General features: G+C 33.6%; 21 protein-coding genes and 1 pseudogene. 10 read left to right on the top strand and 12 right to left on the bottom strand.

Features of this window, described 5'->3' with window-relative positions:
* The first annotated feature begins 98 nt into the window (after positions 1-98).
* On the top strand, positions 99-392 hold the full coding sequence (locus tag AAGD44_RS03365; protein WP_341763459.1) for a hypothetical protein: 294 nt from the start codon (positions 99-101) through the stop codon (positions 390-392).
* 11 nt (positions 393-403) lie between these two features.
* Complete coding sequence (locus tag AAGD44_RS03360; protein WP_341763476.1) at positions 404-1,297, top strand: IS3 family transposase; 894 nt, start codon at positions 404-406, stop codon at positions 1,295-1,297.
* 191 nt (positions 1,298-1,488) lie between these two features.
* On the opposite strand, the gene AAGD44_RS03355 is transcribed toward AAGD44_RS03360, so the two are convergent.
* Complete coding sequence (locus AAGD44_RS03355) at positions 1,489-2,622, bottom strand: ISAs1 family transposase (RefSeq protein ID WP_341763596.1); 1,134 nt, start codon at positions 2,620-2,622, stop codon at positions 1,489-1,491.
* Between the two features lie 657 nt (positions 2,623-3,279).
* Here AAGD44_RS03355 and AAGD44_RS03350 point away from each other — a divergent pair.
* The gene (locus tag AAGD44_RS03350) at positions 3,280-4,749 is read left to right on the top strand and encodes an oligopeptide:H+ symporter (RefSeq protein ID WP_341764554.1); all 1,470 of its coding nucleotides are present in this window, start codon (positions 3,280-3,282) and stop codon (positions 4,747-4,749) included.
* A gap of 324 nt (positions 4,750-5,073) precedes the next feature.
* Here AAGD44_RS03350 and AAGD44_RS03345 read toward each other — a convergent pair.
* Positions 5,074-5,899 (bottom strand): annotated as a pseudogene (locus AAGD44_RS03345) (dTDP-4-dehydrorhamnose reductase family protein).
* A 554-nt stretch (positions 5,900-6,453) separates the two neighbouring features.
* Complete coding sequence (locus AAGD44_RS03340) at positions 6,454-6,780, bottom strand: hypothetical protein (RefSeq protein WP_341764553.1); 327 nt, start codon at positions 6,778-6,780, stop codon at positions 6,454-6,456.
* Between the two features lie 614 nt (positions 6,781-7,394).
* Between AAGD44_RS03340 and AAGD44_RS03335 the strand changes: the two genes are divergently transcribed.
* Positions 7,395-8,213: a hypothetical protein gene (locus tag AAGD44_RS03335; RefSeq protein WP_341764552.1), complete on the top strand. Its 819-nt coding sequence runs from the start codon at positions 7,395-7,397 to the stop codon at positions 8,211-8,213.
* Between the two features lie 181 nt (positions 8,214-8,394).
* On the opposite strand, the gene AAGD44_RS03330 is transcribed toward AAGD44_RS03335, so the two are convergent.
* The 6 genes from AAGD44_RS03330 to AAGD44_RS03305 form a co-directional block, all read right to left on the bottom strand.
* On the bottom strand, positions 8,395-9,156 hold the full coding sequence (locus AAGD44_RS03330) for a gamma-glutamyl-gamma-aminobutyrate hydrolase family protein (RefSeq protein WP_341764551.1): 762 nt from the start codon (positions 9,154-9,156) through the stop codon (positions 8,395-8,397).
* 6 nt (positions 9,157-9,162) lie between these two features.
* Positions 9,163-9,786: an RDD family protein gene (locus AAGD44_RS03325; RefSeq protein WP_341764550.1), complete on the bottom strand. Its 624-nt coding sequence runs from the start codon at positions 9,784-9,786 to the stop codon at positions 9,163-9,165.
* A 111-nt stretch (positions 9,787-9,897) separates the two neighbouring features.
* The gene (gene ctaD, locus AAGD44_RS03320; RefSeq protein ID WP_341764668.1) at positions 9,898-11,487 is read right to left on the bottom strand and encodes a cytochrome c oxidase subunit I; all 1,590 of its coding nucleotides are present in this window, start codon (positions 11,485-11,487) and stop codon (positions 9,898-9,900) included.
* 11 nt (positions 11,488-11,498) lie between these two features.
* Positions 11,499-12,122, bottom strand: coding sequence for a CatB-related O-acetyltransferase (locus AAGD44_RS03315; RefSeq protein ID WP_341764549.1), 624 nt, complete (start codon positions 12,120-12,122; stop codon positions 11,499-11,501).
* Position 12,123: 1 nt separating this feature from the next.
* Complete coding sequence (gene coxB, locus AAGD44_RS03310) at positions 12,124-12,945, bottom strand: cytochrome c oxidase subunit II (RefSeq protein WP_410520996.1); 822 nt, start codon at positions 12,943-12,945, stop codon at positions 12,124-12,126.
* A gap of 189 nt (positions 12,946-13,134) precedes the next feature.
* Positions 13,135-13,932, bottom strand: a complete 798-nt coding sequence (locus AAGD44_RS03305; protein WP_341764667.1) for an RMD1 family protein — start codon at positions 13,930-13,932, stop codon at positions 13,135-13,137.
* 244 nt (positions 13,933-14,176) lie between these two features.
* Here AAGD44_RS03305 and AAGD44_RS03300 point away from each other — a divergent pair, with 244 nt between their 5' ends.
* The 4 genes from AAGD44_RS03300 (at position 14,177) to AAGD44_RS03285 (ending at position 20,035) form a co-directional block, all read left to right on the top strand.
* Positions 14,177-15,001 carry a folate-binding protein gene (locus AAGD44_RS03300; RefSeq protein WP_341764548.1) on the top strand — a complete coding sequence of 275 codons (825 nt, stop codon included), beginning with the start codon at positions 14,177-14,179 and terminating at the stop codon, positions 14,999-15,001.
* 173 nt (positions 15,002-15,174) lie between these two features.
* Positions 15,175-17,877 (top strand): sodium:solute symporter family transporter, encoded by a 2,703-nt coding sequence (locus tag AAGD44_RS03295; RefSeq protein WP_341764547.1) that lies wholly within the window; start codon positions 15,175-15,177, stop codon positions 17,875-17,877.
* Between the two features lie 25 nt (positions 17,878-17,902).
* Positions 17,903-18,802: a hydroxymethylbilane synthase gene (gene hemC / locus AAGD44_RS03290; protein ID WP_341764546.1), complete on the top strand. Its 900-nt coding sequence runs from the start codon at positions 17,903-17,905 to the stop codon at positions 18,800-18,802.
* A 99-nt stretch (positions 18,803-18,901) separates the two neighbouring features.
* Positions 18,902-20,035: an ISAs1 family transposase gene (locus AAGD44_RS03285; protein WP_341763596.1), complete on the top strand. Its 1,134-nt coding sequence runs from the start codon at positions 18,902-18,904 to the stop codon at positions 20,033-20,035.
* On the opposite strand, the gene AAGD44_RS03280 is transcribed toward AAGD44_RS03285, so the two are convergent.
* Positions 20,032-20,916 (bottom strand): IS982 family transposase, encoded by an 885-nt coding sequence (locus tag AAGD44_RS03280; protein WP_341763539.1) that lies wholly within the window; start codon positions 20,914-20,916, stop codon positions 20,032-20,034. The two genes, AAGD44_RS03285 and AAGD44_RS03280, sit on opposite strands and share 4 nt — an antisense overlap.
* A 153-nt stretch (positions 20,917-21,069) precedes the next feature.
* On the opposite strand from AAGD44_RS03280, the gene AAGD44_RS03275 reads away from it, so the two are divergent.
* Positions 21,070-21,960 carry an IS982 family transposase gene (locus AAGD44_RS03275; protein WP_341763461.1) on the top strand — a complete coding sequence of 297 codons (891 nt, stop codon included), beginning with the start codon at positions 21,070-21,072 and terminating at the stop codon, positions 21,958-21,960.
* A 39-nt stretch (positions 21,961-21,999) separates the two neighbouring features.
* The gene (locus AAGD44_RS03270) at positions 22,000-22,146 is read left to right on the top strand and encodes a hypothetical protein (protein ID WP_341763538.1); all 147 of its coding nucleotides are present in this window, start codon (positions 22,000-22,002) and stop codon (positions 22,144-22,146) included.
* On the opposite strand, the gene AAGD44_RS03265 is transcribed toward AAGD44_RS03270, so the two are convergent.
* Positions 22,127-22,894: a tetratricopeptide repeat protein gene (locus tag AAGD44_RS03265; protein WP_341763537.1), complete on the bottom strand. Its 768-nt coding sequence runs from the start codon at positions 22,892-22,894 to the stop codon at positions 22,127-22,129. The two genes, AAGD44_RS03270 and AAGD44_RS03265, sit on opposite strands and share 20 nt — an antisense overlap.
* 30 nt (positions 22,895-22,924) lie before the next feature.
* The gene (locus AAGD44_RS03260) at positions 22,925-24,100 is read right to left on the bottom strand and encodes a hypothetical protein (RefSeq protein ID WP_341763536.1); all 1,176 of its coding nucleotides are present in this window, start codon (positions 24,098-24,100) and stop codon (positions 22,925-22,927) included.
* Positions 24,101-24,119 lie beyond the last annotated feature (19 nt).

Raw genomic sequence — 24,119 nt, 5'->3', positions numbered from 1 at the left:
CGCATACTACCGTGTATGCGTAATGCGCCCCGAAAACTAGAGCAGTGATAGAGAGACTATTTTATGTTAAAATAAATATAAAATAGGAGCAGTCGAAAATGAGTAAGCCAAAAAGTTACAGTAAAGAATTTAAGTTTAAAGTATCGCTAGAGATGATCCGAGGAGATTTGAGTATTGCTGAAATAATCTCAAAATATCAAGTTCCAAGGTCGGTAATGACAAGGTGGAAGAAACAATTTTTGGAAAATGGTGCTGATATTTTTAAGTTTAGCTATGAAAACGGTAATTCCTCTAGTTCTACAAGCGAAATAGAGAAACTGCATGCAACTATTGGCAAATTGAAGGTAGAAAACGATTTTTTGCAGCTCGTATCTGCCAAGTTGAAACTATAAAGAGGAAAGTGATGGTAGATAAGGATTATAAAGATTTAAGTGTTCGTCGGCAAAGTCAGCTATTGAATCTGAACCGCTCCAGCCTATATTACAAGGATTCGGAGAAGGATCAAGATAATTATTTAAGTAATAGAATAGTTGAGATCTATAGTAATTATCCGATATATGGTTACCGGCGAATAACGGCGATACTTAGGAGAGAAGTGGTAATTGTTAACAGCAAAAAAGTCAGGAGGTTGATGAAACTAATGAATTTGCAAGCAATTTACCCTTCGATTAATACAAGTAAAAGAAACCTAAAAGAAGCTATTTATCCATATTTGCTATCAGGGTTAGAGGTTATAAAGCCAAATCAGGTATGGCAGGTGGATATCACTTATTTAAGGGTACAAAGTGGTTTTATGTATTTGGTTGCATTAATCGATGTTTATACTAGATTAGTAGTAGGATATCGTTTATCAAATAGTTTAAATACAGAGAGCTGTTTGCTAGCGTTAGAAGATGCTATAGCTAAATATGGGAAGCCGTCGATAATTAATAGTGATCAAGGTAGCCAGTTTACCAGCGAGGATTGGATTAATGAATTGAGGAGATGCGTCATAAGCATCAGCATGACGGGCAAAGGCAGGTGTAACGATAATGCCCATATCGAGCGTTTATGGCGATCGTTTAAGTATGAGGGGTCGTATTTATACCGGTGTACTTCAGTTTTAGAGTTGAAAAATAATATCCCGAAATGGTTGAATTGGTATAACAATCAAAGGCCCCATCAGGCTTTGGAGTACAAAACGCCGTTTGAGATATATAGTGGATTTATGGATAAGTCTTGCGACTTACCCACAATTCCACTATTACCACAACAGCTACAAAATTATAAAAATAATATTTTTGTAGATAGTTTATGAAAATAATAGTCTCTCTATTTAAAGCTTTTTTGGTCTAAACATAGGGGCGCAGTTCATAATGCTATCAGAGTTAAGAGTTACTGGCATCTACAATCTCGCATCGCTAGAAAATTACTTGCTCATACTATTGCTACATTTTTGACAAAGTCTTTAAAACTTGTGCCAACACAACTCGAAAAATTAGTTACCTGCTAAAAAAAAGTCGAACATGGCGTTAAGATAGTGAGTAGTTGATTATTATCCCAACCAGCTGCTTTTCTAAGCTGCTTGATAGAATCCCTTTTTTGCTTAGCCTTCTGTAATACATTCAATGCCATGTGTTTAATAATAGCTATATTTTGAGGAGCATTACCTTTTCTAATACGTGAATCATCATCTCTAAAACTAACATCCAAAATCCAGTGCACACTATTCTCAATAGCCCAATGAGATCGGATTGCCATACCGATTTTTACTGCTTCTTGCTCTAAAGAGCTAATGTAATATCTTGTTTCTTCAGATAAAACTCCTTTTATTTCTCGTTTACTTATAACCTCTATAATTGTCTTAAGCTCCGGCCAATTATGTTGCTCCTGTAATTCTTGTGGCATAGTAACAGCTCGATAAATCCGTTCTTCAATACGTCCATGCTCACTTCCGTCAGTTGTTTGATTGATATCAACTGACAATTCATTCAGCAACTCTTTATCTGCAAATACTAACTTAATATCTTGGTGTAAATTTCCTTGATTACCTTTTAATGATAATATGTAATCTGCTTCTTTATCGATAATTGCTTGGGCAATCTCTCTTTGACAGCCCATAGCATCAATGGTAACAATAGCTCCTTTTATGTCTAGAATACCAAGTAATTTAGGTATTGCTGTAATTTCATTACTTTTATCAGATACTTTCTCTTGTGCTAACACTGTTCGACATTCACTAGCAAAAGCTGATACCATATGTAATGGATTCTTATCACCATCGAATGTATGACGAGACACTTTCCCATCTATAGCTATATGTGTGCTACTTGGAAGTTTTAAGCTACTTGCCCAAACGGTAAAGCATGTGCTGAATGTTTTAGGATCAAGTACTCGAAAAAAACGTCGTAACGTATCGTCAGAAGGAATTCCATTAGCATATGGAAACACCGTACGTAAAAATTCTAATTTTAACCTGCCAAATCGTTCAATATCTCGCCAACCTTCTGCTCCACAAATAATTGCAGTTAAAGTCAAAAATAAAATCTCCTCCACACTATGAAGCTTATTCCTATCAACTCTATGATCATTTATTCCATTAATAAAGTCTTCAAAACTTTCTCGTAATTCTTCTTCTCTCATGGTTACCACTCACTTATTTGTAACCACTACTATAATAATTTTTATTCAATATTACTTATATAATTTTTTATATGAGGCAGCCCTGTGTTAAATAGTGCTTGACCTTGTCAATTTTTAAATTTATTTTACTAAAACTACTTTTTTTAGATAATTTTAGGTTATTATGTCAAAAGCATTAAGCGATTCACAGAATCAGCAAATATTAATAGGTATAAAAAATATTAATAAGGTTTCCTTATCTTTTCCTCTAATGATGCCTTCCTGTCTCCTCTATTCTCATTGGCTCTAATAGTCAAAAAATAATTTAAATTTCTATATACTGCTCTTATTTCAAGAATTATTTTTGTTTTTCCGTAGTTGCGTTCTTTTTACTATTTGTATGCGTCGCTCTACTCCCTCAAACAAAATCCAATTCTTAAAACCAAAAGGGTATAATAGACTTTCTGCATAAGTCAAACTAGCCTTCGGAATTTTAGAAGAAACAGAGAATTATGGACATTGTCGCTCCTCGTCCTGAGTCTCTAACTCATCTTAATTAACTATAGATTGTCTTAGGCAGAAAGTCTCAATATTTTCCTGGTACATAGCTTCATTTAAAGCATTTTAGTTTTTTTGGAATCTAGGTAAAATTAACATTTATTATATGAAGTAAATTTTATGAGCAAAGTCATAGACTTATCAAATACAGAGAAGTTCCCTCAATTTTTGAGAATATTATTTTTTGTTGAGATGTGGGAACGTTTTAGTTATTACGGAATGAGATCCTTATTAATATTGTTTTTAACTTCTAAATTAGGATTTGAAGATGCAAAAGCATATGCCACCTATTCTTTATTTGCAGCAATAGGTTACGCAGGACCCGTGCTTGGCGGTTTTATAGCCGATAAATTGATGGGATTTCGTAACATGGTAACGCTAGGCGGCATTATTATGACTGTAGGTCACATATCTATGGCATTGGTTGAGCTTAAGCCAGGATTAATATATTTCGGTCTAGCACTAATAGCAGTGGGCACTGGTATGTTTAAAGGAAATGTAACAAATTTGCTTGGCTCTTGCTATCAAGAGGATGATCCGGAACGTAGTAGAGGCTTTAGTTTATTCTATGTAAGTGTAAATGTAGGCTCATTTCTAGCGGCTATTTCATGTAGTTATATAGCTTACTTATATGGTTGGCACTATGGTTTTGGTGTAGCAGGTATTGGTATGTTCATAGGACTTATTACCTTTATTAGATTTCAGTATCTTTTAGGAGATAATGGAATTTCACCACGCCCTGATCTGATGACTAAAGCAGTATTTAGTATGACGCTTGTTGGTAGCTGTTTGGTAGCAATATTAGTTTCTAATATGCTGAACCATAGCGAATTTTTTGCTAATATACTTACACTGATAGGAGGCATAATTTTCGGTATATTTGCTTATATAATATTGAGCTCGTCAAGAGAGCAAAGAAAAAAGTTAATAGCGTTATCTATCCTCTTAATGTTCTTTACTTGTTTCTTTGCTTTAGAGATGCAACTTGGCTCTTTAATTAATTTATTCGCTGACAGAAATGTGGTAAGCACGTTATTAGGTATAAAAATTCCAGCTTCTATATCTCAAGCCATCAATCCTTTATCGATAATCATACTAGGGTTATTATTTGGTTTCTATATGAAGTTTGAGAGGAAATACGCAACTTCTATATTTGCTTTTGGTCTTTTGACTATGCCGATATGTTTCTTCATCCTATATATTGGATGTTTAAACGCCAACCTACAAGGTAAAGTAGGATATATGTATTTGGTAGTTGCTATATCTTTTATGAGTCTAGGAGAATTATGTATAGCTCCATTAATCCAAGAGCAAGCTAGCTTACTTGCCCCTAAAAACTTGAAAGGATTTGTAATGGGTATAGTAATGCTTGCGGCAGCATTTGCTAATTTGGCTGGCATGGTAATATCCAAATTGATGTCAATCCCCTCTATAAATGGTGAAGTAGATTGTTTAGAATCTTTGGAGATATATAAAGAAGGTTTCTGGAAAATAGCAATATTTAACCTAGGACTTGCTGCCCTATTTTTACTTTTCTATAGCTTTATACATAAGGTTATAGGACAGCGTGATAATAAGCTAAAAAAATAAGCAATAATTTTTTACAGGGCGATAAAAAAAGGGAGGCATTATGTATTTACTCCTAAACTGTTAATTTATTAGACCTCTTGTGAAACTTACTTCTGCTGGTAATTTGCAGGTCGAATCTAGGCGGGGATCCATATTTGCACCCGAGTGTGTGCTACGGTTTTGCCTACCTCATCTCCTGCAAATTCCCTGCTCGATAGGCTATTCACTTTGCTGAATTGTTTTTTTATTTTATCATGGACTCACGTGCTCACGTACTGGCATGTACGCAGCAAACGCTCGCCATTCAAAATAAAATGATGGTTCTTGAAGTATGAGCAGTATACCTTATTTAAATTCATACATCGCTTTAATTAATTCCGGCCACTCCGGTGTAGCATAACCAGTTGCTTGATTAAAACGCTCTGCATTTAAAGAGCGATCAATTATTAACTTATTTGATGGAATTATTTCAATTGTTTTTTGATAAATTTTAGCTACAAGGTGTAATAAATCAAATTTATTGATAGGTTTGACAGCTACATGATAAAGCCCAGTTAAATTTGGCTTAGGTATCACTATATTATAAACTATCTGTGCTAATTCTATAGTGGGCAATCCTGAAAAAATTACTCTAGTAAAACCTTTAACGGAAGATTGCTGATCAAGAAACCAACCAATTAAGCTCCGCGACCTTCCTAGCTCATGTCCAATAATAGAAGTGCGCAGAGTTATACTATTTGGATAATCTACTTCTCCTAAAAACTTAGACCGACCATAGAGGTCATTTGCGTCTGCAAAATCATTTTCTGTATAATTTACCTTTGCTGCCCGAGAAAACACAATCAGTACTAATATGGATTAATCTAGTATTGCTTATTTGACAAAGCCTAGCTAGTCTATGAGGCAGTAAAGCATTAATTGGAATCGCGTGCAAGGGATGATTAGCATCTTCTAATTGTTTTACTAAGCCAATACAATTTATTACTATACTTGGCTGTATTGCTGCAAATGTTTTAACTAAGGAATCATAATTTTCAACATCTATTGGTGCAATAACTTGCTTTGCTAAATCTTGAGGGAAATGAGCATAAGCACTGGTATCTCGCATTGTACCATATACTTCTACTCCAGCCTTGTTTGCCATAAACCGAAACATAGCATTACCAAGCATTCCTGTAACGGCATTCCTGTAACGCCAAGAATTAATATTTTCATCAATTATTCTTCAAGATTGTATTGTAAAAAACGTAAGCATGTATGAGAACTTAGCTATGTATACTGTTCGTAACTGAAGAGGTGGTATACGAAGTTCACCGAGTTATACTCTAAAAGCCATTTTTTATTATCCTCATTAAGTACGTAATAGTTACTAAAAATAAACGGGTTTTCTCCAAATGACAAGCCTGTTTTTGAGGGACTCTTTTCAAGGATCTATATTTTGCAATTAAATTATAATGGCAAAAAAACGAGCCATGCTTACCCAAAATTGGAAGGCAGCCATGGATCATTTTTTTAACCAAACTTGCAGAAAGAATTTAAGGCCTTTGAAGAAATTTATACAGTTAATTGAAAAAATCCCTAAAAGTACGCTATAGTCAATTCAGGAGAATTTAGTGCTAGGAGCGATGGAGCGACGATGTCACCAACTTCTCCTCAATACTATATATCCTTAAGTTTATCTCTTTTGTATATTCCCTGCTCGATACGAATTATCTAATAGTTTTATTATTTATCATTTTTACTTGAGCTACGGCTACCGCCTTTATGGTCGTTATACTGGCTATTCTTTCCGCTTTCGTGGCTCATTATTGAGGCAGCTTTGCTTTTTTCTTGGGCAGTAGAATCCTTACTAGCTAAAGTAGCAGCAGCATCGGACAATTTAGAGCTTCCACTACTGCTATTACTACTAGAACTCTTTTTAGTACTATCATGGCTATTATTATTGCTGTGCCCTGAGCTACTGTTATTCTTTTTATTGTCCCGATCGTTAGTGTTTTTCTGGCTACTGCTATTTTGATGATTTTTATCGTTGTTATTTTTATTAGTAGTCATATATCCTCGTAAATATATTGTTGATAACATAACTTTAGTACTAATCTATAGGCAGCTCGCCGCCTATAGATTAGTATAAGCTTAGAGCCTTAAATAAGTCAATACATATACTCATTTGCTTTACTGAATTGTTTTTTATATCATAGACTCACGTGCTTACGTACTTACATCGTAGGCTGCGCGTGCTTGTCATTTAAAATGAAATCCAATTTTTGAAGTATGAGCAGTATTATACCTTCCTAAATATTATTTAAACGCTTTTACCTTTCATTGTGGTTACTTCAATAGACCTCTTGCATAACCTAATCTAATTGGTCATTTTGTCGTCGAAACTCCTCTCTGTTCCTCACGTACGTCTATGTACGCTGCGGTACTCGACTTCGTTTCTCCTAAAAATTCTTCAATTATCTTTAGGTTATGCAAGAGGTCTAATATAATATTTTACGCTTAGATTAATGTTTAACAAGAATTATTAAACAAATATGTCACTAGTTTTCTACTTATTGGTTTATTTAATTTAACAAAAATACTTTTATTATTTAAGTACCCTGACATCTTCTAATATGATGAGTTTTAAGATTTAAACATTAATTATAATTATATTGGAGGTTACAATGAACAACCATTTGGAAGAAGCTTTAGTTAATATAGTATGTAATAGCCCAACAAATGTTACGGGTATTGCTCATACTATAGAAAATAAAGATTGCACTGCTACGGCCTTTAATTCTGATTTTTCGTTTCGTAGGTGTGAGGTTGGGTATCAACCATTTGTATCTATGGTAAATAGCATAACAAAGTATTTCTCTAGCTGTGTGTCCAAACTTTTAGTGCAGCCTGAACCACCAGAGTATATATCGCATATTGAAATATTTAAAAATGATGCCATGGGCGCTGAGGGAATAAAATATCTTGTAAAGTCAGCATGTGACTTTATCTGCAATTTTACAAAAAAAGCTTTAGAGCTTAACTTAGACAAGCAATTTAATTTTGTACTCAGCTTTGTTAACAATAGTATTATTCAGAATATCTCGATATTCGAAGATTGCCCAGCAGCAGAAATACATTCAGAACTATTTCCACATGGTACAGAGTTGCATTTGGTATTTATCGATGGTAATCAAGTAACGAATAATAGCTGCCTTGTTGCTAATAATATTACTGATAATATACCCCCTTATTTGCCGCTGCATCACCACGCTCCGGCAAGTATAGGCGTTGTACCAGTAGTATTAGGATGTGCAACCTTAGGGGTATTAATGACAACTGCTGCATGCCTGATCGATAAATATATAGAGAGAACAAATGATAATGTTACTTACTCTAGGGCTAGCACTATCAATAATAGTATTGCTAGTGGCTTAAATCACATCATTCCTAGGGAAAATAATCAATTGCCAATTATTGGAGAAATGGAGGAGGGAGTAGTCTAAGCAAAGAAATTTAGTTGTAAGTACTCAGGGTTGTAGATTCTATCGTCTACCACCTCTTCATTTCAACAGTATATTCTGCTGGTTTCGATATAATAGATTATACCGAAATCAGCTTAGGTTCTTATATCTTAGAAATAGGTTATAAGTATTATAAGATATAAGAACCTAGTATAGAAGGGGCTTATAATTTTATTAACTTTAGGTTTTTATAAGCTATGGCAGCTCCAATTAAACCTTTAAATATATTAAGGTCAAGGCCATTAGGATTTAAATATTCAGGGTGCCATTCTACCCCTAGCACAAATTGATGATTAATAGATTCAATTGCTTCGATAATTCCATCGGGCGCTATGGCAGTAACCTGTAGGCCTGTACCTAATTTGCCCACTGCTTGATGGTGAGTTGAATTGACCATATAGTTCTCTTGAGAATCAGCTAATTTGGCTAGCTGCGTCTGCGGGGAGATTATTATTGGATGCGATACAATATTTTTAGGATGCGGTTGCTCGTGGTTAATCGTAGAATCCTTGAGATGATCAGGTATATGTTGAATAAGACTGCCACCACATACGACATTTAGAAGCTGCATCCCACGGCATATCCCTAAGAAAGGGAGATCTTGTTCTAGCGACTTTTGGGTAAGCAAAATTTCAAAATTATCACGCTCAGCATTAGTGCAAGTCCTAGTTGAGAGAAAATCTTGACCATAATGTTTAGGGTGAATATCTTCATCCCCTCCTGGTATAATTAATCCATCAATAACTGCCAGTATCTCATCTATAGTATCATATTGATATGGCAGCATTAAGGGGATTCCGCCAGCTTGTAATACACTTTCGGCATAATTTTGCCGCAGGGCATACCAAGGAAAAGCAGAATATACGTATTTTTCAGTATTATTAACTGAATCAAGAGTGATCGCTATTATTGGCTTCTTGGTCATCTATCTTTATCGTCGTACTATTCTTGTTCTAAAAATTATATCCTGAAGGAATCTTTTTTGGTCATCATATATGAAAAAACCAATATTTAGAATTACTATTATAATCCACGATATATAGACCGTCATATTGGCTATCCTGAACAGATCTGCATCGGATATATCGGGATTCGAGAAAAATGCCGCTATGCAACTTAAAAAGGAAGCTAAGAACAAGGTAACTGTCATGCTTATGCTTCTAAAAAAAGACTTTAAAAATCCTAAGGAGCTACCATCTTTATTCAGGATTTTTATCCCTACCAAATAGCCGCCAACGGTTGCTTGCAGTTTGGATGATTCAAAGGCTGCAATATAACTGCCACTAATAATAGCCAATGTCATCATTGCAGTATCTTTCAGATTGAAAACATCACGTGGAGTATTATCATATATAATACTTAGAAGAGACTCATTACTTAGAGATTGTAAAAAGGCTTTTCCCTCCCACTCAGTAACAATCATTAGAAATGCGATGATTATAAATGCCAAGATGCATCCAAGGCTCCAGATTATTGTATCATCAAGACACCCTGCAGCAATTCTCCTCCAGAACCCTGCAGGTTCCAGGGTTTGTTCTATATTAATTTCTTTCATGAGGATAATAATGTCAAATAGTAATTTAATTTAAGATATAATAAATACTATTAAAACACAACCCCAAACACCTTTTTTATAACAAAATATTAAAAAATTAACCTTTAAAAATTAATTTTGTTGCCGCTGCAATTTTGGTGGTACCTCAAAAGAATGAAATGGCGGAGGAGAGGAAATTGTCCATTCCAGAGTGTCAGCTCCATCTCCCCAAGGATTATCAGGGCATTTTTGGCCATATTTTAGAGTATAAATGACAATAAACACAAAATAAAGAGCCGCCGCAAATGAAATAGCCGCCCCAATAGAGGAAACCATATTCCATCCTGCAAAAGCATCCGGATAATCAGGGATTCTTCGTGGCATTCCGCTAAGCCCAAGAAAATGCTGCGGAAAAAATGTCAAATTTACCCCAATAAAGGTAATCCAAAAATGAATCTTACCCCATCTTTCAGGATATTGACGCCCTGACATCTTACCAAACCAATAATAGAAGCCTGCAAAAGCCGTAAATAATGCCCCAAGAGACATAGTATAATGGAAATGCGCCACCACATAATAAGTGTCATGCAATACTCTATCAAGCGCTGAATTTGATAATATTATTCCTGTTACGCCACCGATTGTGAATAATAAAATAAATCCTATAGAAAATAACATAGGGGTCTTAAAGGTAATAGAACCTCCCCACATAGTAGCAATCCAGCTAAATATTTTAATGCCTGTTGGTACTGCAATTATCATGGTCCCCGCAGTAAAATATACTAAGGTATTATAAGTAAGGCCAACAGTAAACATGTGATGCGCCCAAACCATGAATCCTACTAATCCGATAATTATCATAGCTATCACCATCCCAAAATAGCCAAATATTGGCTTACGTGAGAAAGTAGCGATCACTTGGCTTACTATACCAAATCCTGGTAGTATTACGATATATACTTCTGGATGTCCAAAGAACCAAAATAAATGTTGGAATAACACTGGGTCCCCGCCGCCATCTGGTTTAAAAAAAGTGGTGCCAAAGTTTCTATCAGTGAGTAACATAGTTATAGCCCCACCTAGGACCGGAATTGCTAATATTAATAAAAAGGCGGTCAGTAAAATAGACCATACAAAGAGGGGCATGTCAAATAAACCCATTCCTTCTGCTCTCATATTAAAGATAGTGACAATCATGTTGATTGAGCCAACAATTGAAGCAAGACCAGTAAGATGCAGGCTTAAAATAGCCATATCGACAGCAGCGCCAGGGTGGCCAACTAAATTACTTAAAGGGGGATAAAGAGTCCAGCCAGTGCCAGGGCCATTATCTACAAAAGCTGAGAGCATTAATAGAATAAAAGCAGGTATTAGTAGCCAAAAACTTATATTATTGAGCCTTGGGAAAGCAACATCGGGCGCGCCTATTAAAAGAGGGACAAAATAGTTACCAAACCCTCCAAATAAAGCAGGCATAATCATGAAAAACACCATAATAATGGCATGGGCAGTAATTATGACATTATATAATTGATAATCTTGGATTATTTGTCCCGCAGGCATTGCTAGCTGCAATCTAAAAATAAGGGAAAATAAACCACCGACAATTCCAGCAAATATCGAAAACATGATATACATCATACCGATATCTTTATGATTAGTTGAGAATACCCATCTTTTTATACCTCGTGGAATATCATGGTGTTCAGCAAGTGAAGTCATAGATTGTCCTGTTATTGACATTTTGTTAGTTGAGTAATATCATTGCCAACTATATGCTCGATATTTCTAGTGATTTTGTTATACTCCCAGTCCCACCATCTTATCCTTAATAATTCCTCGATTATTTCTTCAGAAAATCTTTGTCTAATAATTTGGCTAGGGTTACCGCCAACAATAAAATAGGCAGGCACATCCTTAGTTACTAGCGCCCCAGCGCCGATGATAGCGCCATCCCCTATTGTAACTCCCGGCATAACTACGGCATTGGTGCCAAACCACACATCATTACCCACTATAGTATTTCTACTTTTACCTGGATTAGGAGTATAATTATTCCATCTTTCAAAATTATAGAAAGGGTAGGTAGAAAACCCATCCATTGGATGGTTCATATCATCAGCAATAAACGTTGTGCCTCTTGCAATAGAACAAAATTTGCCAATTGTTAATTTGCAGTTCTTAAATCCTCTAATATTATGGTCTTCAAACCGTTCTGGATAGCGGCTGTCATCATGATAATAAGTATAATCTCCTACCGAGATATTGGGATTATGGATAAAATGTTTTAAAAAGACCAGCTCTTTGGTAACCTGCTTTGTATAAATATGAGGATAAAGATTGTTTTTATGGGTCATATTATTGCATCAGATATGTTACAGTAGAAATTTTATTACTAATATTCCTGTGCATAGTAAATTTTGCCTTTGCTGACATTAACCAACTTTGGAATTCTTCTTTACTCACAACTTCAATGGTAATTGGCATAAAGCCATGGTTAATCCCACACAGCTCAGAACATTGACCATAATACACCCCTCTCTTAGCAATTTTAGTCCAGGCCTCATTAAGTCTTCCAGGTACAGCATCTATTTTAATACCAAGCGCTGGGATAGCAAAACTATGTATCACATCTCCTGCAGTAATTAAAAATTTTACGGTAGTATTTTCTGGGATCACTAGTCGATTATCAACTTCTAATAAGCGTTTCTGTCCAGGTTTTAAATTGTGATCAAGAATTAAATAACTATCAAACTCTATATTGTCATGATCGGGATAAATATAATGCCAATACCATTGATATCCTACCACTTTAACTACCATCTCTGCTTCAGGAGTTTTTTCAGCAAAACGTAAAATACGGAACGATGGTATTGCTATAATAGCTAAAATTATTATTGGAATAATTGTCCAAATGACTTCAATTAATATATTATGGGAAAATTTTGCCGGTACAGGATTTGCTTTCGCGTTAAATCTAATACAAACATATAGTAATAGAGCGCAAACAAACAAGACTATCCCGCCGGTAATTAACAATAAGAAATTATGAAATCCTTGTAATTCTTCCATTAACTGACTGGCAGGGGCTTGAAACAGCATTTGCCAGGCATGAGGTTCTGAAGCTAAGCTATTAGTAGCAGGTAGAAGACTTAATAATGCAACAATCAATTTCTTCATTGTATATGGTAGATTTTATAACCTAAGTTCTATATCCGGATAATGATTCTTATATGGAACTGGTTTATTAATATAATAAGAAATGGATACTTAAAACAGTTTTAAATATCCACCTAAACCGAGTGTATCGTTAGTCACCTTTTTTAAATATAAAATGATTAATAGATATTTAATATTTAATGGTGTTAATTACTTTATAAAATAATTAATGATTTTAAAGAATAAATTGTCATGTGCAAGAGAGAGCACAACTTCCATAGTAATTAATATGATAATTATCCATTCTAATCTAGTAGAATGTTTATAATTTAAATCATTAGATAAAATGTTATATAATTCATGGATCATACTTAAACGATGGTTAAGAATATTCTGACGAATCTGAATATCTTGAAATTCTACTGTCATTAAATATAATGGCTCATAGCTAGGGCGTCGCCAGAAAAATTCTGGGGTGTCCAGTATATCACTATGTAAATTAATAGAATATCGTTCATTAAACAATATCCCGATTTGTTGAGATATTTCTTTTTTTGAAAGAGAAACACTCCCTGTCCTAGCTAATTCCTGTTGAATAGGAGTGGTTTTCACTATTAAATTACTTACCGATTGCTCAAGAACACTAAGTTTAACTGATTGCGCTAAAGCATGTGAGATAGATAATTTTATAAAAGTTGATTTATCTCCTAGAATAATTTCATTTTTTTCTTCATCGATAAAAGTTTTTCCAGTTTCTTCATCATAATCGAAATAAATAAAATCCGAAATTAGTTCATTATTTTCTTTGCCATGCACAGGAACTATATCAGCTAAAATAGCCTTTTCCTGTTCTTCTTCAGCACCCCATATAGTGATACAACCGAAAGGAAAGAAAAAAACATCGATAGGACCAGAATCTTTTCTGGTTTCTTTTTGAATATATATGACGTCATCAAAAAACTGTGGTTCAAAGCCAACTTTGTTGAGGTTTGCTACTAAATCATTCATTTTATATTCAGAAGACGTACAATATGAAGAGCATCTCATATAATAAATAAATAATTATTGTCTCAGTATACTTTTTTACTTTGAAAAATTGTTTTTTGAAATATCATGGGTTTTTGTGGGGCTAGAGTAGGTATATTAACCCCTCTGTGCTCATTCACTTTCAAATTCAAATTTTAAAATAACGCAAGTATACGCATATAGTAGTTATAAAAGTGCTAAAGTCAATTAAAATATAGAAAATAATATGTATGAAACATTAATAGATCGAGCAATTATAGGGGTGTCAGGTAATGATGCTATGAGCTTTTTACATAATTTAACTACTAATGATATAAAAAAATATGATTATTGTTATAATTACGCGCTTAGTAATCAAGGGAGATATTTATTCGATTTTTTTGTCTTTAAAATATCAGCCACAAATTTTTTGGTCGATATTAATATCAACCAAGCGGATTTATTTAAAGCTTACTTAAATAGATATAAATTGCGTGCTAAAGTGGAGATAGTTAATTTAAATGAAACTTATGAAGTGCTCTATTCTCAAGAAAAATTAGAATCTTATGTACTCATGTCTCTTCAAGATCCGCGCTATAATAAGTTACGGTTTCGCTCTATCATTGATAAAGAATACACAAAATACTTGTCTGCTCAAATGGTAGAAACGCAACAATTATATCTACGTGATAAGTACGAGTGGGCAATAGTTGATGGTTATGAAGATTTAATATATGAGCGATCAATCCCAGTTGAATATGGAGGAGAAGAATTAAATGCTATAAGCTACGCCAAGGGTTGCTATATTGGGCAGGAGGTGATTTCACGAACAAAATATCAGGGTGTTGTTAGGAAGAAGATATTTAAACTATTTAGTGAAATAAATATTGCAAATATATTAAAAAGTGATGAGATTGTTATAAATAATACGAAAATTGGTGTATTATGTTCCAGTTATCAGAATAGCGGGATAGCTTTGATTAGATTAGATGATTATGCTCTATTAAAAAATGGTATTGCGACTATAAGAAACATCCCAGTTTCTTTATCAATACCTGAGTGGAGACTATAAAAATAATCGTAATATTTTATAATAACCTTATCTTAGAATATAAAAGACCTATGGCATTTCTCTACTCGAATATAGATATTATTATCTTTATTTGTTTCTTGGTGGTTAACTTATTAATAGGTATAACTCCCGGGAAGAAGCGCAGTATAAATACATATACTGCAGTGCAAAGTATGAAAGAATATGCTATTGGTAGAAGAAATTTCCCTACCGCTAATATAGCTGCCACTGCTATTGTGATTTGGATTAGCGGGAGCGTATTTTTAACTAATATATTTCAGGTTTACACTAACGGGCTATTTTATATAGTGCCTGCTGTAGCGGGTACCGTTATTAACGGTCTAATAGTTTGTTTTGTTGTAGCGCCGCGCGTAGAAGGGTTCTTAGGGAATTTTTCTGTAGCAGAAACTATGGGAAATTTATATGGCGAAAAAGTAAGATTGATCACTGCTATTGCCAGCATATGCTATTGTATAGCCAAAGTCTCGATACAATTTCATATAGCCTCAGTAATTTTACAATTATTTTCTAATTTTTCTGGCTTTTATGCTACGTTATCTATTGCAGTGGTAGTAATAGCCTACTCCTCTGTGGGCGGCATCAGGGCTATCACCTTTAGTGATACCGTGCAATTTTTTACTTTTTGTGTGATTGTGCCAATATTGGGGATAGCCATTTGGCAAAATTTTGATAGTGAGGCAATAGTATATAATACAGTTTTGCAAAGTCCATTATTTGATTTGACTCAATTAGCTAATATCCATAACCCTAGATTTTGGCCTTTTATTAGTTCCTTTATATTTTTTATTGTTCCTTCTTTAAATCCTGCTGTTTTCCAAAAAATATTAATGGCCAAGGATACGGGCCAAGTAACTAAATCCTTTGGTATTGCTTCTATAGCCTGTTTTCTGCTTTTAATAATGTTTATTTGGATTGCGATATTGATATTTTGCAATAACCCAAATCTTCAACTCAATGATATGATACCGCATATGATGAGCTGTATGGATGACTACCATATAGGGCTTAAAGGGATGCTTGCTGTGTGTATTATGTCGATGCTAATATCTACTGTTAATTCATATATTAATGTTGCAGCAATTATTGCTTCTTACGATTTACCTAAAGCATTAGGAATTAAATGGTCCTTGAAACAGACCTTAACCTTTTCCTATGTTAATACGATACTTATAGGGATAATTGCCTTTATTATCTCATTATATATAAAAAATTTATTATTCACTTCTTTATTAAAGACCAGCTTTTATATGCCAATAGTATCTGGCCCACTAATTTTATCTATCTTTGGCTTCAGATCGACTCCTAAATGTATTATAATTGGTATGGTAGCAGGGTTGTTTATGATATTATTTTGGCATTTCTCGGACATGTCGCAATTTTATGCCGCCATAGTAGGATTATTTACTAACTTGCTATTTCTTTTAGGGAGTCATTATTTACTAAAACAACCCGGAGGGTTTAGTAGTGGTAAAAAGCTGCTCTACCTTACTAGTTTAACAGCGAAACGTAAACGTAAAATCATTAATTTTTTCAATAATATTAAAAACTTTAATATTTTGAAATTATGTCATAATAGCCTGCCAAGACAAGAAAGTACCTATATTTACCTAGGGCTTTTTATAATGCTTAGTACCCATTTTTCTATTTATATAGTACCGGAAGGAATCACTCACAGATATCAAGAATATATATATCTATACAATTTGATAAATTATACGGCGCTCATTACTGCAGCATCACTTTTAATATATCCTTTATGGTCTCAAAAATATAACAATAAGGATTTTATCTCAATATTATGGTTATTTTGTATATTTTATACCCTAATTTTTTCTAATAGTGTTCTTATTATTATAAATAATTATAATAAACTACAAATAGTAGTATTTATGGTTAATTTAATAATAGTTGCGATTTTATTAAGATGGTATTTAACCATGATTTTAATCGTAATTAATATCTTTATTAGTAGCGAATTTTATAAATATTATATGCAGGTTGATAATTTACCAAGTAATGAATTTATTCAGTTTAAGATAATCAGTTACTTGATATTATTTGCTATTATCTTAATCTTATTTTTAAGACCTAAACAAAAACAACAAGAGTTAGCTGACGCGAAAAATATCCATTTGGGAAGGCAAATACGTGATCGAGAGGAAGAATTACAAAAATTACTAAACCTTAAACATGAATTTTTACGGAATATAAATCATGAAATTCACACTCCGATGACAGGCATTACTAGCTTAGGAGAAACCTTGTGGGAAAAATATGATAAGCTCTCGGATAAGCAACGCCGACAAGCGGCATTAGTGATTGCTAAAAGCTCTAGAAGATTAAATAGTTTAATGAACAATCTTTTAGATTTTTCTAAATTAACTAGTTTAACTTATAATCTAAATAAAGAAGAGGTAAATTTTAGTAATTTAGTGCATGAAAGAATAAATATATGTAGTGAGCTTTACCTGAATGATCGAGAGCTAGAATTTGTTTTAAATATTCCAGAAAATATTACCGTGAACTGTGATAAATATTATATAAAACAAACTTTAGATAATTTAATTATTAATGCTATTACTTATGGTAATAAGGGCAAGATTCTAATCAATTTAATTAAAACAGCACTAGAAGTAAAATTTACTATTCAAGATGAAGGGATAGGAGTCCCCAAGGAAGAATTATTGGATATATTTGGAGTTTTTATGGTAAGTTCAAAAACTCGTACTCCTGCGGGAGGAAGAGGTATGGGGCTTGCTCTCTGTAAAAAGGTAATTGAAGTTCATATGGGGAAAATTTGGGCAGAAAATGATCAAAATGGTAAAACTATTTTTATAGCTACTTTACCTCTTTGATATTAGTTAAGAAGAATTATTTGTTATGAACAAAATAATAAGGATAGGGACGCGGAAAAGCCCGCTGGCTTTAATCCAAACAAATTTAGTGATTGAGCAACTTAAAACGCATTATCCTGAGGTAAACTACACGATAATTCCAATCATCACTACCGGCGATTTAATTAAGGATAGGAACCTTTATGATATAGGAGGTAAGGCTTTATTTTTAAAAGAAATAGAAATAGCTCTGATCAAAGGGGAGATCGATTTAGCGGTCCATTCTCTAAAAGATGTGCCCTGTAATCTACCTCCCGAATTAATGATATCGGCCGTGCTAGAGCAAGAAGATGCGCGCGATGTTTTGATTTGTAAACATTATAAATGTATAGAAGACTTACCGTTTAATAGCAGGGTAGGGACCTCTTCAGTACGCCGCAAAATTCTGATGCATGATAAACGGCCGGATCTAGAGATTGTAACTTTTAGAGGAAATGTTGATACTAGAGTTAAGAAATTACTGCAAGACGAGGTTGATGCAACAATTTTAGCTTATAGTGGATTAAAAAGATTAGGGCTATTTAATAAACAATATTGTCACTTAATTGATACTAGCAAAATGCTGCCATCGGTAGGGCAAGGAATTATTGCAATAGAAATTAGGAAAAATGATCATGAGCTGCAGGAAATTTGTAATAAAATTAACCATCTGGATACTTGGTACTTAATGCAAATAGGCAGAGCATTTCTACAATATTTAGATGCAAGCTGTCAAACACCAGTCGCTGCTTATTCGCAATACCTTAACGGCAGAATTTATACAGAATTTATGCTAGCTAACATAGAGGGCAGTAGAATAGCCTTCCATAACGAAATTTCCAGCCTAAAAAATTATAAAAATACTGGAATAAAGGCGGCAAAAATAATGCTTAGTTCTTTAAAATAATAAGGGATTATTGACAGGGCTGCCTCATATAAAAAATTATATAAGTAATATTGAATAAAAATTATTATAGTAGTGGTTACAAATAAGTGAGTGGTAACCATGAGAGAAGAAGAATTACGAGAAAGTTTTGAAGACTTTATTAATGGAATAAATGATCATAGAGTTGATAGGAATAAGCTTCATAGTGTGGAGGAGATTTTATTTTTGACTTTAACTGCAATTATTTGTGGAGCAGAAGGTTGGCGAGATATTGAACGATTTGGCAGGTTAAAATTAGAATTTTTACGTACGGTGTTTCCATATGCTAATGGAATTCCTTCTGACGATACGTTACGACGTTTTTTTCGAGTACTTGATCCTAAAACATTCAGCACATGCTTTACCGTTTGGGCAAGTAGCTTAAAACTTCCAAGTAGCACACATATAGCTATAGATGGGAAAGTGTCTCGTCATACATTCGATGGTGATAAGAATCCATTACATATGGTATCAGCTTTTGCTAGTGAATGTCGAACAGTGTTAGCACAAGAGAAAGTATCTGATAAAAGTAATGAAATTACAGCAATACCTAAATTACTTGGTATTCTAGACATAAAAGGAGCTATTGTTACCATTGATGCTATGGGCTGTCAAAGAGAGATTGCCCAAGCAATTATCGATAAAGAAGCAGATTACATACTATCATTAAAAGGTAATCAAGGAAATTTACACCAAGATATTAAGTTAGTATTTGCAGATAAAGAGTTGCTGAATGAATTGTCAGTTGATATCAATCAAACAACTGACGGAAGTGAGCATGGACGTATTGAAGAACGGATTTATCGAGCTGTTACTATGCCACAAGAATTACAGGAGCAACATAATTGGCCGGAGCTTAAGACAATTATAGAGGTTATAAGTAAACGAGAAATAAAAGGAGTTTTATCTGAAGAAACAAGATATTACATTAGCTCTTTAGAGCAAGAAGCAGTAAAAATCGGTATGGCAATCCGATCTCATTGGGCTATTGAGAATAGTGTGCACTGGATTTTGGATGTTAGTTTTAGAGATGATGATTCACGTATTAGAAAAGGTAATGCTCCTCAAAATATAGCTATTATTAAACACATGGCATTGAATGTATTACAGAAGGCTAAGCAAAAAAGGGATTCTATCAAGCAGCTTAGAAAAGCAGCTGGTTGGGATAATAATCAACTACTCACTATCTTAACGCCATGTTCGACTTTTTTTTAGCAGGTAACTAATTTTTCGAGTTGTGTTGGCACAAGTTTTAAAGACTTTGTCAAAAATGTAGCAATAGTATGAGCAAGTAATTTTCTAGCGATGCGAGATTGTAGATGCCAGTAACTCTTAACTCTGATAGCATTAATAGCAAAACGTTCTGTAAGCTGACCAATAACAGTTTCAATTAAACGACGAGTAGCAGTAATCCATTTAAGGAAATTCTTGGATCTATTATCCTTCATATTCTTTTTTAAAGGTGTTTGTAAATCAATGTTTTTGGTGGCCAACTCATCTTTTAAATCCTGACCAAGATAGCCTTTATCGCCCAGTACCATGCCACTAATATTAGGAGACATTACTTGCAGAGCTTCACGTTCAGACCCATTAGCAGGAGTTATCATGAATCCAGCTATTCGACCTTCTTCATTAATTAATACGTGTCCTAGAAAACCGTAATAATAGCTATCTTTCGAAGCGCAGTACCCATAGTCAGCGTATTCCTTAAAACATCGCCCTCTCGTTGCTCGGGCCAAATTTATTACAGGAATCGGTACCCCATCTATCATATGCAGATCTGATTTGCTTGCACTCTTAAACAAGTCGGCAAGCAGCATGTTCTTAATAGATAAAAGACCGCTACATTGCTTCACATAAGACGGTCTACTCTTTAGATTGGGAAACCATTCTTGAAAATGACGTTTAAAATATTCCCATATCTGCTTGTCTTGGTGCAAACCGATAAATTCTCCCACCACTTCCATTGTTAATGCTTCCACGTCACTTAAGCAAGGTGGAAATCCTGCTTTCCTTACTTTGATATTTTTGGTTATTATAGTCATTTTTTCTTCTATGAAACAATACACAGTAATGATAAACTCTTCTAGGGTCATAGCTTCTTTCTCGATAATTGAACTATGACCTTATTAGTCTATCCTATTCTTTTGTCAATCTTAAAAAAAAGTCGAACATGGCGTATAATAAGGATTGCCAAGGGAGGCAACCTACAGTATTGAAGTTTTTGAACAAAAAAACAAACTGTAGGCATGAAGAAAGATATCACAGAATTATATAGTTTTATAGATGATTTTTGTAAAATTTATCTTGAATATGAAAAGAGCAAATTATTACCATCCAATAAGCAGAGAGATCGCGCTTGTAATATGAGTTTAAGCGAAATGTTAACAATAATAATTATGTTTCATACATCGCATGCTAAGAACTTTAAATTTTTCTATAAAACTTACGTCGAATATTTACATAAGAACGACTTCCCTAGCGCCCTAAGCTATAACAGATTTGTTGCTTTAATGCCGCGATTATTCATGCCCTTAAATATGTTGATTCATTTATTATTTGGGCAAGAAACAGGTATTTATTTTATTGACTCTACAACAATTAAAGCTTGTCACAATAAACGACGCTATAGTAATAAAGTTTTTAAAGGATTAGCCAAACATAGTAAATCCTCTATGGGATATTTTTATGGCTTTAAATTACATTTAATAATTAATAACCAAGGAGAAATTATGGCATTAAAAGTGACTAATGGTAATGTAGATGATAGAGTTCCGGTAGCGCAATTAACTAAAGGATTAACTGGCATTATGGCCGCTGACAAGGGATATATCAAGCAAAATTTGTTTTTAAATTTATATGAAAGAGGCTTAAAAATGATTCATGGAATTAAGAAAAATATGGCGAATAAATTAATGGATTTAAAGGAAAAAATCTTGCTTCGAAAACGAAACTTAATTGAAACAGTTTTTGATTTTTTAAAAAATAAAATGAATCTTGAACATACAAGACATAGATCTCCTATTAATGCTTTTGTTCATATTCTTTCTACCCTAGTTGCTTATTCTCTAAAAAAAACTAAACCTTCCACAAAACTTGACTTTAATCTATATATTCATAACTCTCTTATCCAGAATTAACGTTTCTAGGGTCATAGCTTCTTTCTCGATAATTGAACTATGACCTTATTAGGCTATCCTATTCTTTTGTCAATCTTAAAAAAAAGTCGAACATGGCGTTATTATAGCGATTTTAGCCATTTTCTTAAGGCTACACGCGCGGTTAATCTATTAGTAGATAAAAAATTTACTTTGACAACGATTTAGCTTTATTAAATAATTCTGTAGCGTCCTTAGATTTTCCAAGTTTTTGTAATACTTGACCTTTTTCTTGATAACTTTCAGTAAGTTCAGGTTTGTATTGTATAGCCAGGTCAAAATTTTCTATAGCTTCTTGGTATCTTCCTAACTTTATTAAAGATATACCCTTGTTATAATATGTCGGTGCATCATTAGGTTGGTATTTAATTGCTAAATTATAATTTTCTATAGCTTCTTGATATTGCCCTAACCTTTCAAAAGCTACTCCCTTGTTGTGATAGGCATTTGAATAATCAGGTTGGTATTTTATAGCTATGTTATAATTTTCTATAGCTGCATGTTGTTTTCCTAATTCTGATAAAGCATGTCCTTTTTCTAAATAGCTTTCCACATAATTAGGTTGATATTTAATAGCGAGATCAAAATTCTCTATAGCTTTTTGATATTTTTCTAAGTGTAATAAACAACATCCTCTTTCCAAGTAGCTTTCTGCATAATCATGTTTATGTTTAATGGCTAGGTCAAAATTTTCTATGGCATCTTGATATTTTTTAAATCTTTTAAAAGCTATTCCTTTATCATAATAGGATTTTGCAGCAGTGAGATCAGAATCGTTAGTTAAATCCTGATCTTGGATATTTTGTTGCAGTCTATGTTTGTTAGTAACCTCTTGGTTTAAAGATTCTTTGGCGGTTACAATTGTTATATTAAATAATAGCAATGACAGGATAGTTACAACTAACTTTTTTATCATACTCATAAATTACTTTTTATTTTTAAAATATTAATTTTTATTATCCTTGTTATTGCTTAAAGGCAAAGTAATATTTTGCTTTTTGATAGCATCTGTATTTAACCTCATATTATCCACTACTCGTCCCGCAGTTCTAACAATTGTTGAATTGCTGGTTTGATCAAATTGCTCTTTTAATTTGTTACTATCATCCTTGATATCAACAGTCGTAATTTCAAGATCTACTGCTTTCTCTCTTTCTGAGCTGGACAATTGATTGTCAAGTATTTCATCTACATTTTGACTATACAATTTTTTGCCTTTATTTAAATCAGATTTTACTGATTCGGCTAATGCTTTTGATGCACCTGTGCTATCTGTCACAGTAGCTTGCTCTTGTAATCTATTATTTGATTCTAGATAGTTGGTTTTCAGGTCCTCTTGTGTTGTCATTGGTGTATTGTTAATGATAGAATCAATTGACTGTAGATCTTTAACTTGAGGGTGACTATCGTTCCAATTACTTTGGGGTAATGGTTTATTTATACCAACTACTTCTTGTGCTATGTTCATAGCTTCATGACTGTGGTGGCTTGCCCATCTAGCTGCTTGTTCCTTGCTGGTTACTCCTGGGATATTTCGAGCAATAATTGCTTGTAAAACTGGTTCATTCATGTTGCGGTCAATAGTAGCGGAGTTACTCTCAACATAGTTTCTTTGGTTGGATAATTGTTGCATTGTTTGCGTTGTTTTAGCTATTTCTCTACTAACTGATTGTTGTTCATTCCAGGTACTAATTAAATCTTGGCCTAATGATCTAACTTCATCATTGCTAGTACTAATCCGATTATCTCTTTGAGCTGATTTTACTTTTTCTAAAGCATCATTATAGGCTTTTTGTTTGCTTGCTGATGTATCATAGGCTTCAGTTTTACTATTATTAGCACCTACTCCTCCACCTGCATTAACAACTCCTAAATTTAACCCTAAACTTGCATTAGTACTAGTAGAGGTTTCTTTTCTTTCACTACTACCGTAATTTTCGTTAAGAGATTGCCCTTGTAAAATAGATTCTTTGATCGCTTGATTTTCACTAAATGAAAAACCTTTAATCATTGAATCACTTTGGGCCCATTTTAAGGTCAGACTCTCGGATTGTCTTTGTTCTTGAGAATTAAGTTCACTCGATCTATTAGTTAATGACCCCATTTTACTTTGCGCAGTCATAAACTGGCTTTGAAGACTA

Origin of the sequence: Candidatus Tisiphia endosymbiont of Beris chalybata, from assembly GCF_964026555.1 — a bacterium.
Classification (GTDB): domain Bacteria; phylum Pseudomonadota; class Alphaproteobacteria; order Rickettsiales; family Rickettsiaceae; genus Tisiphia.
The sequence above is the reverse complement of the archived record's forward strand: the minus strand, read 5'-3'. Positions and strand labels throughout refer to the sequence as shown.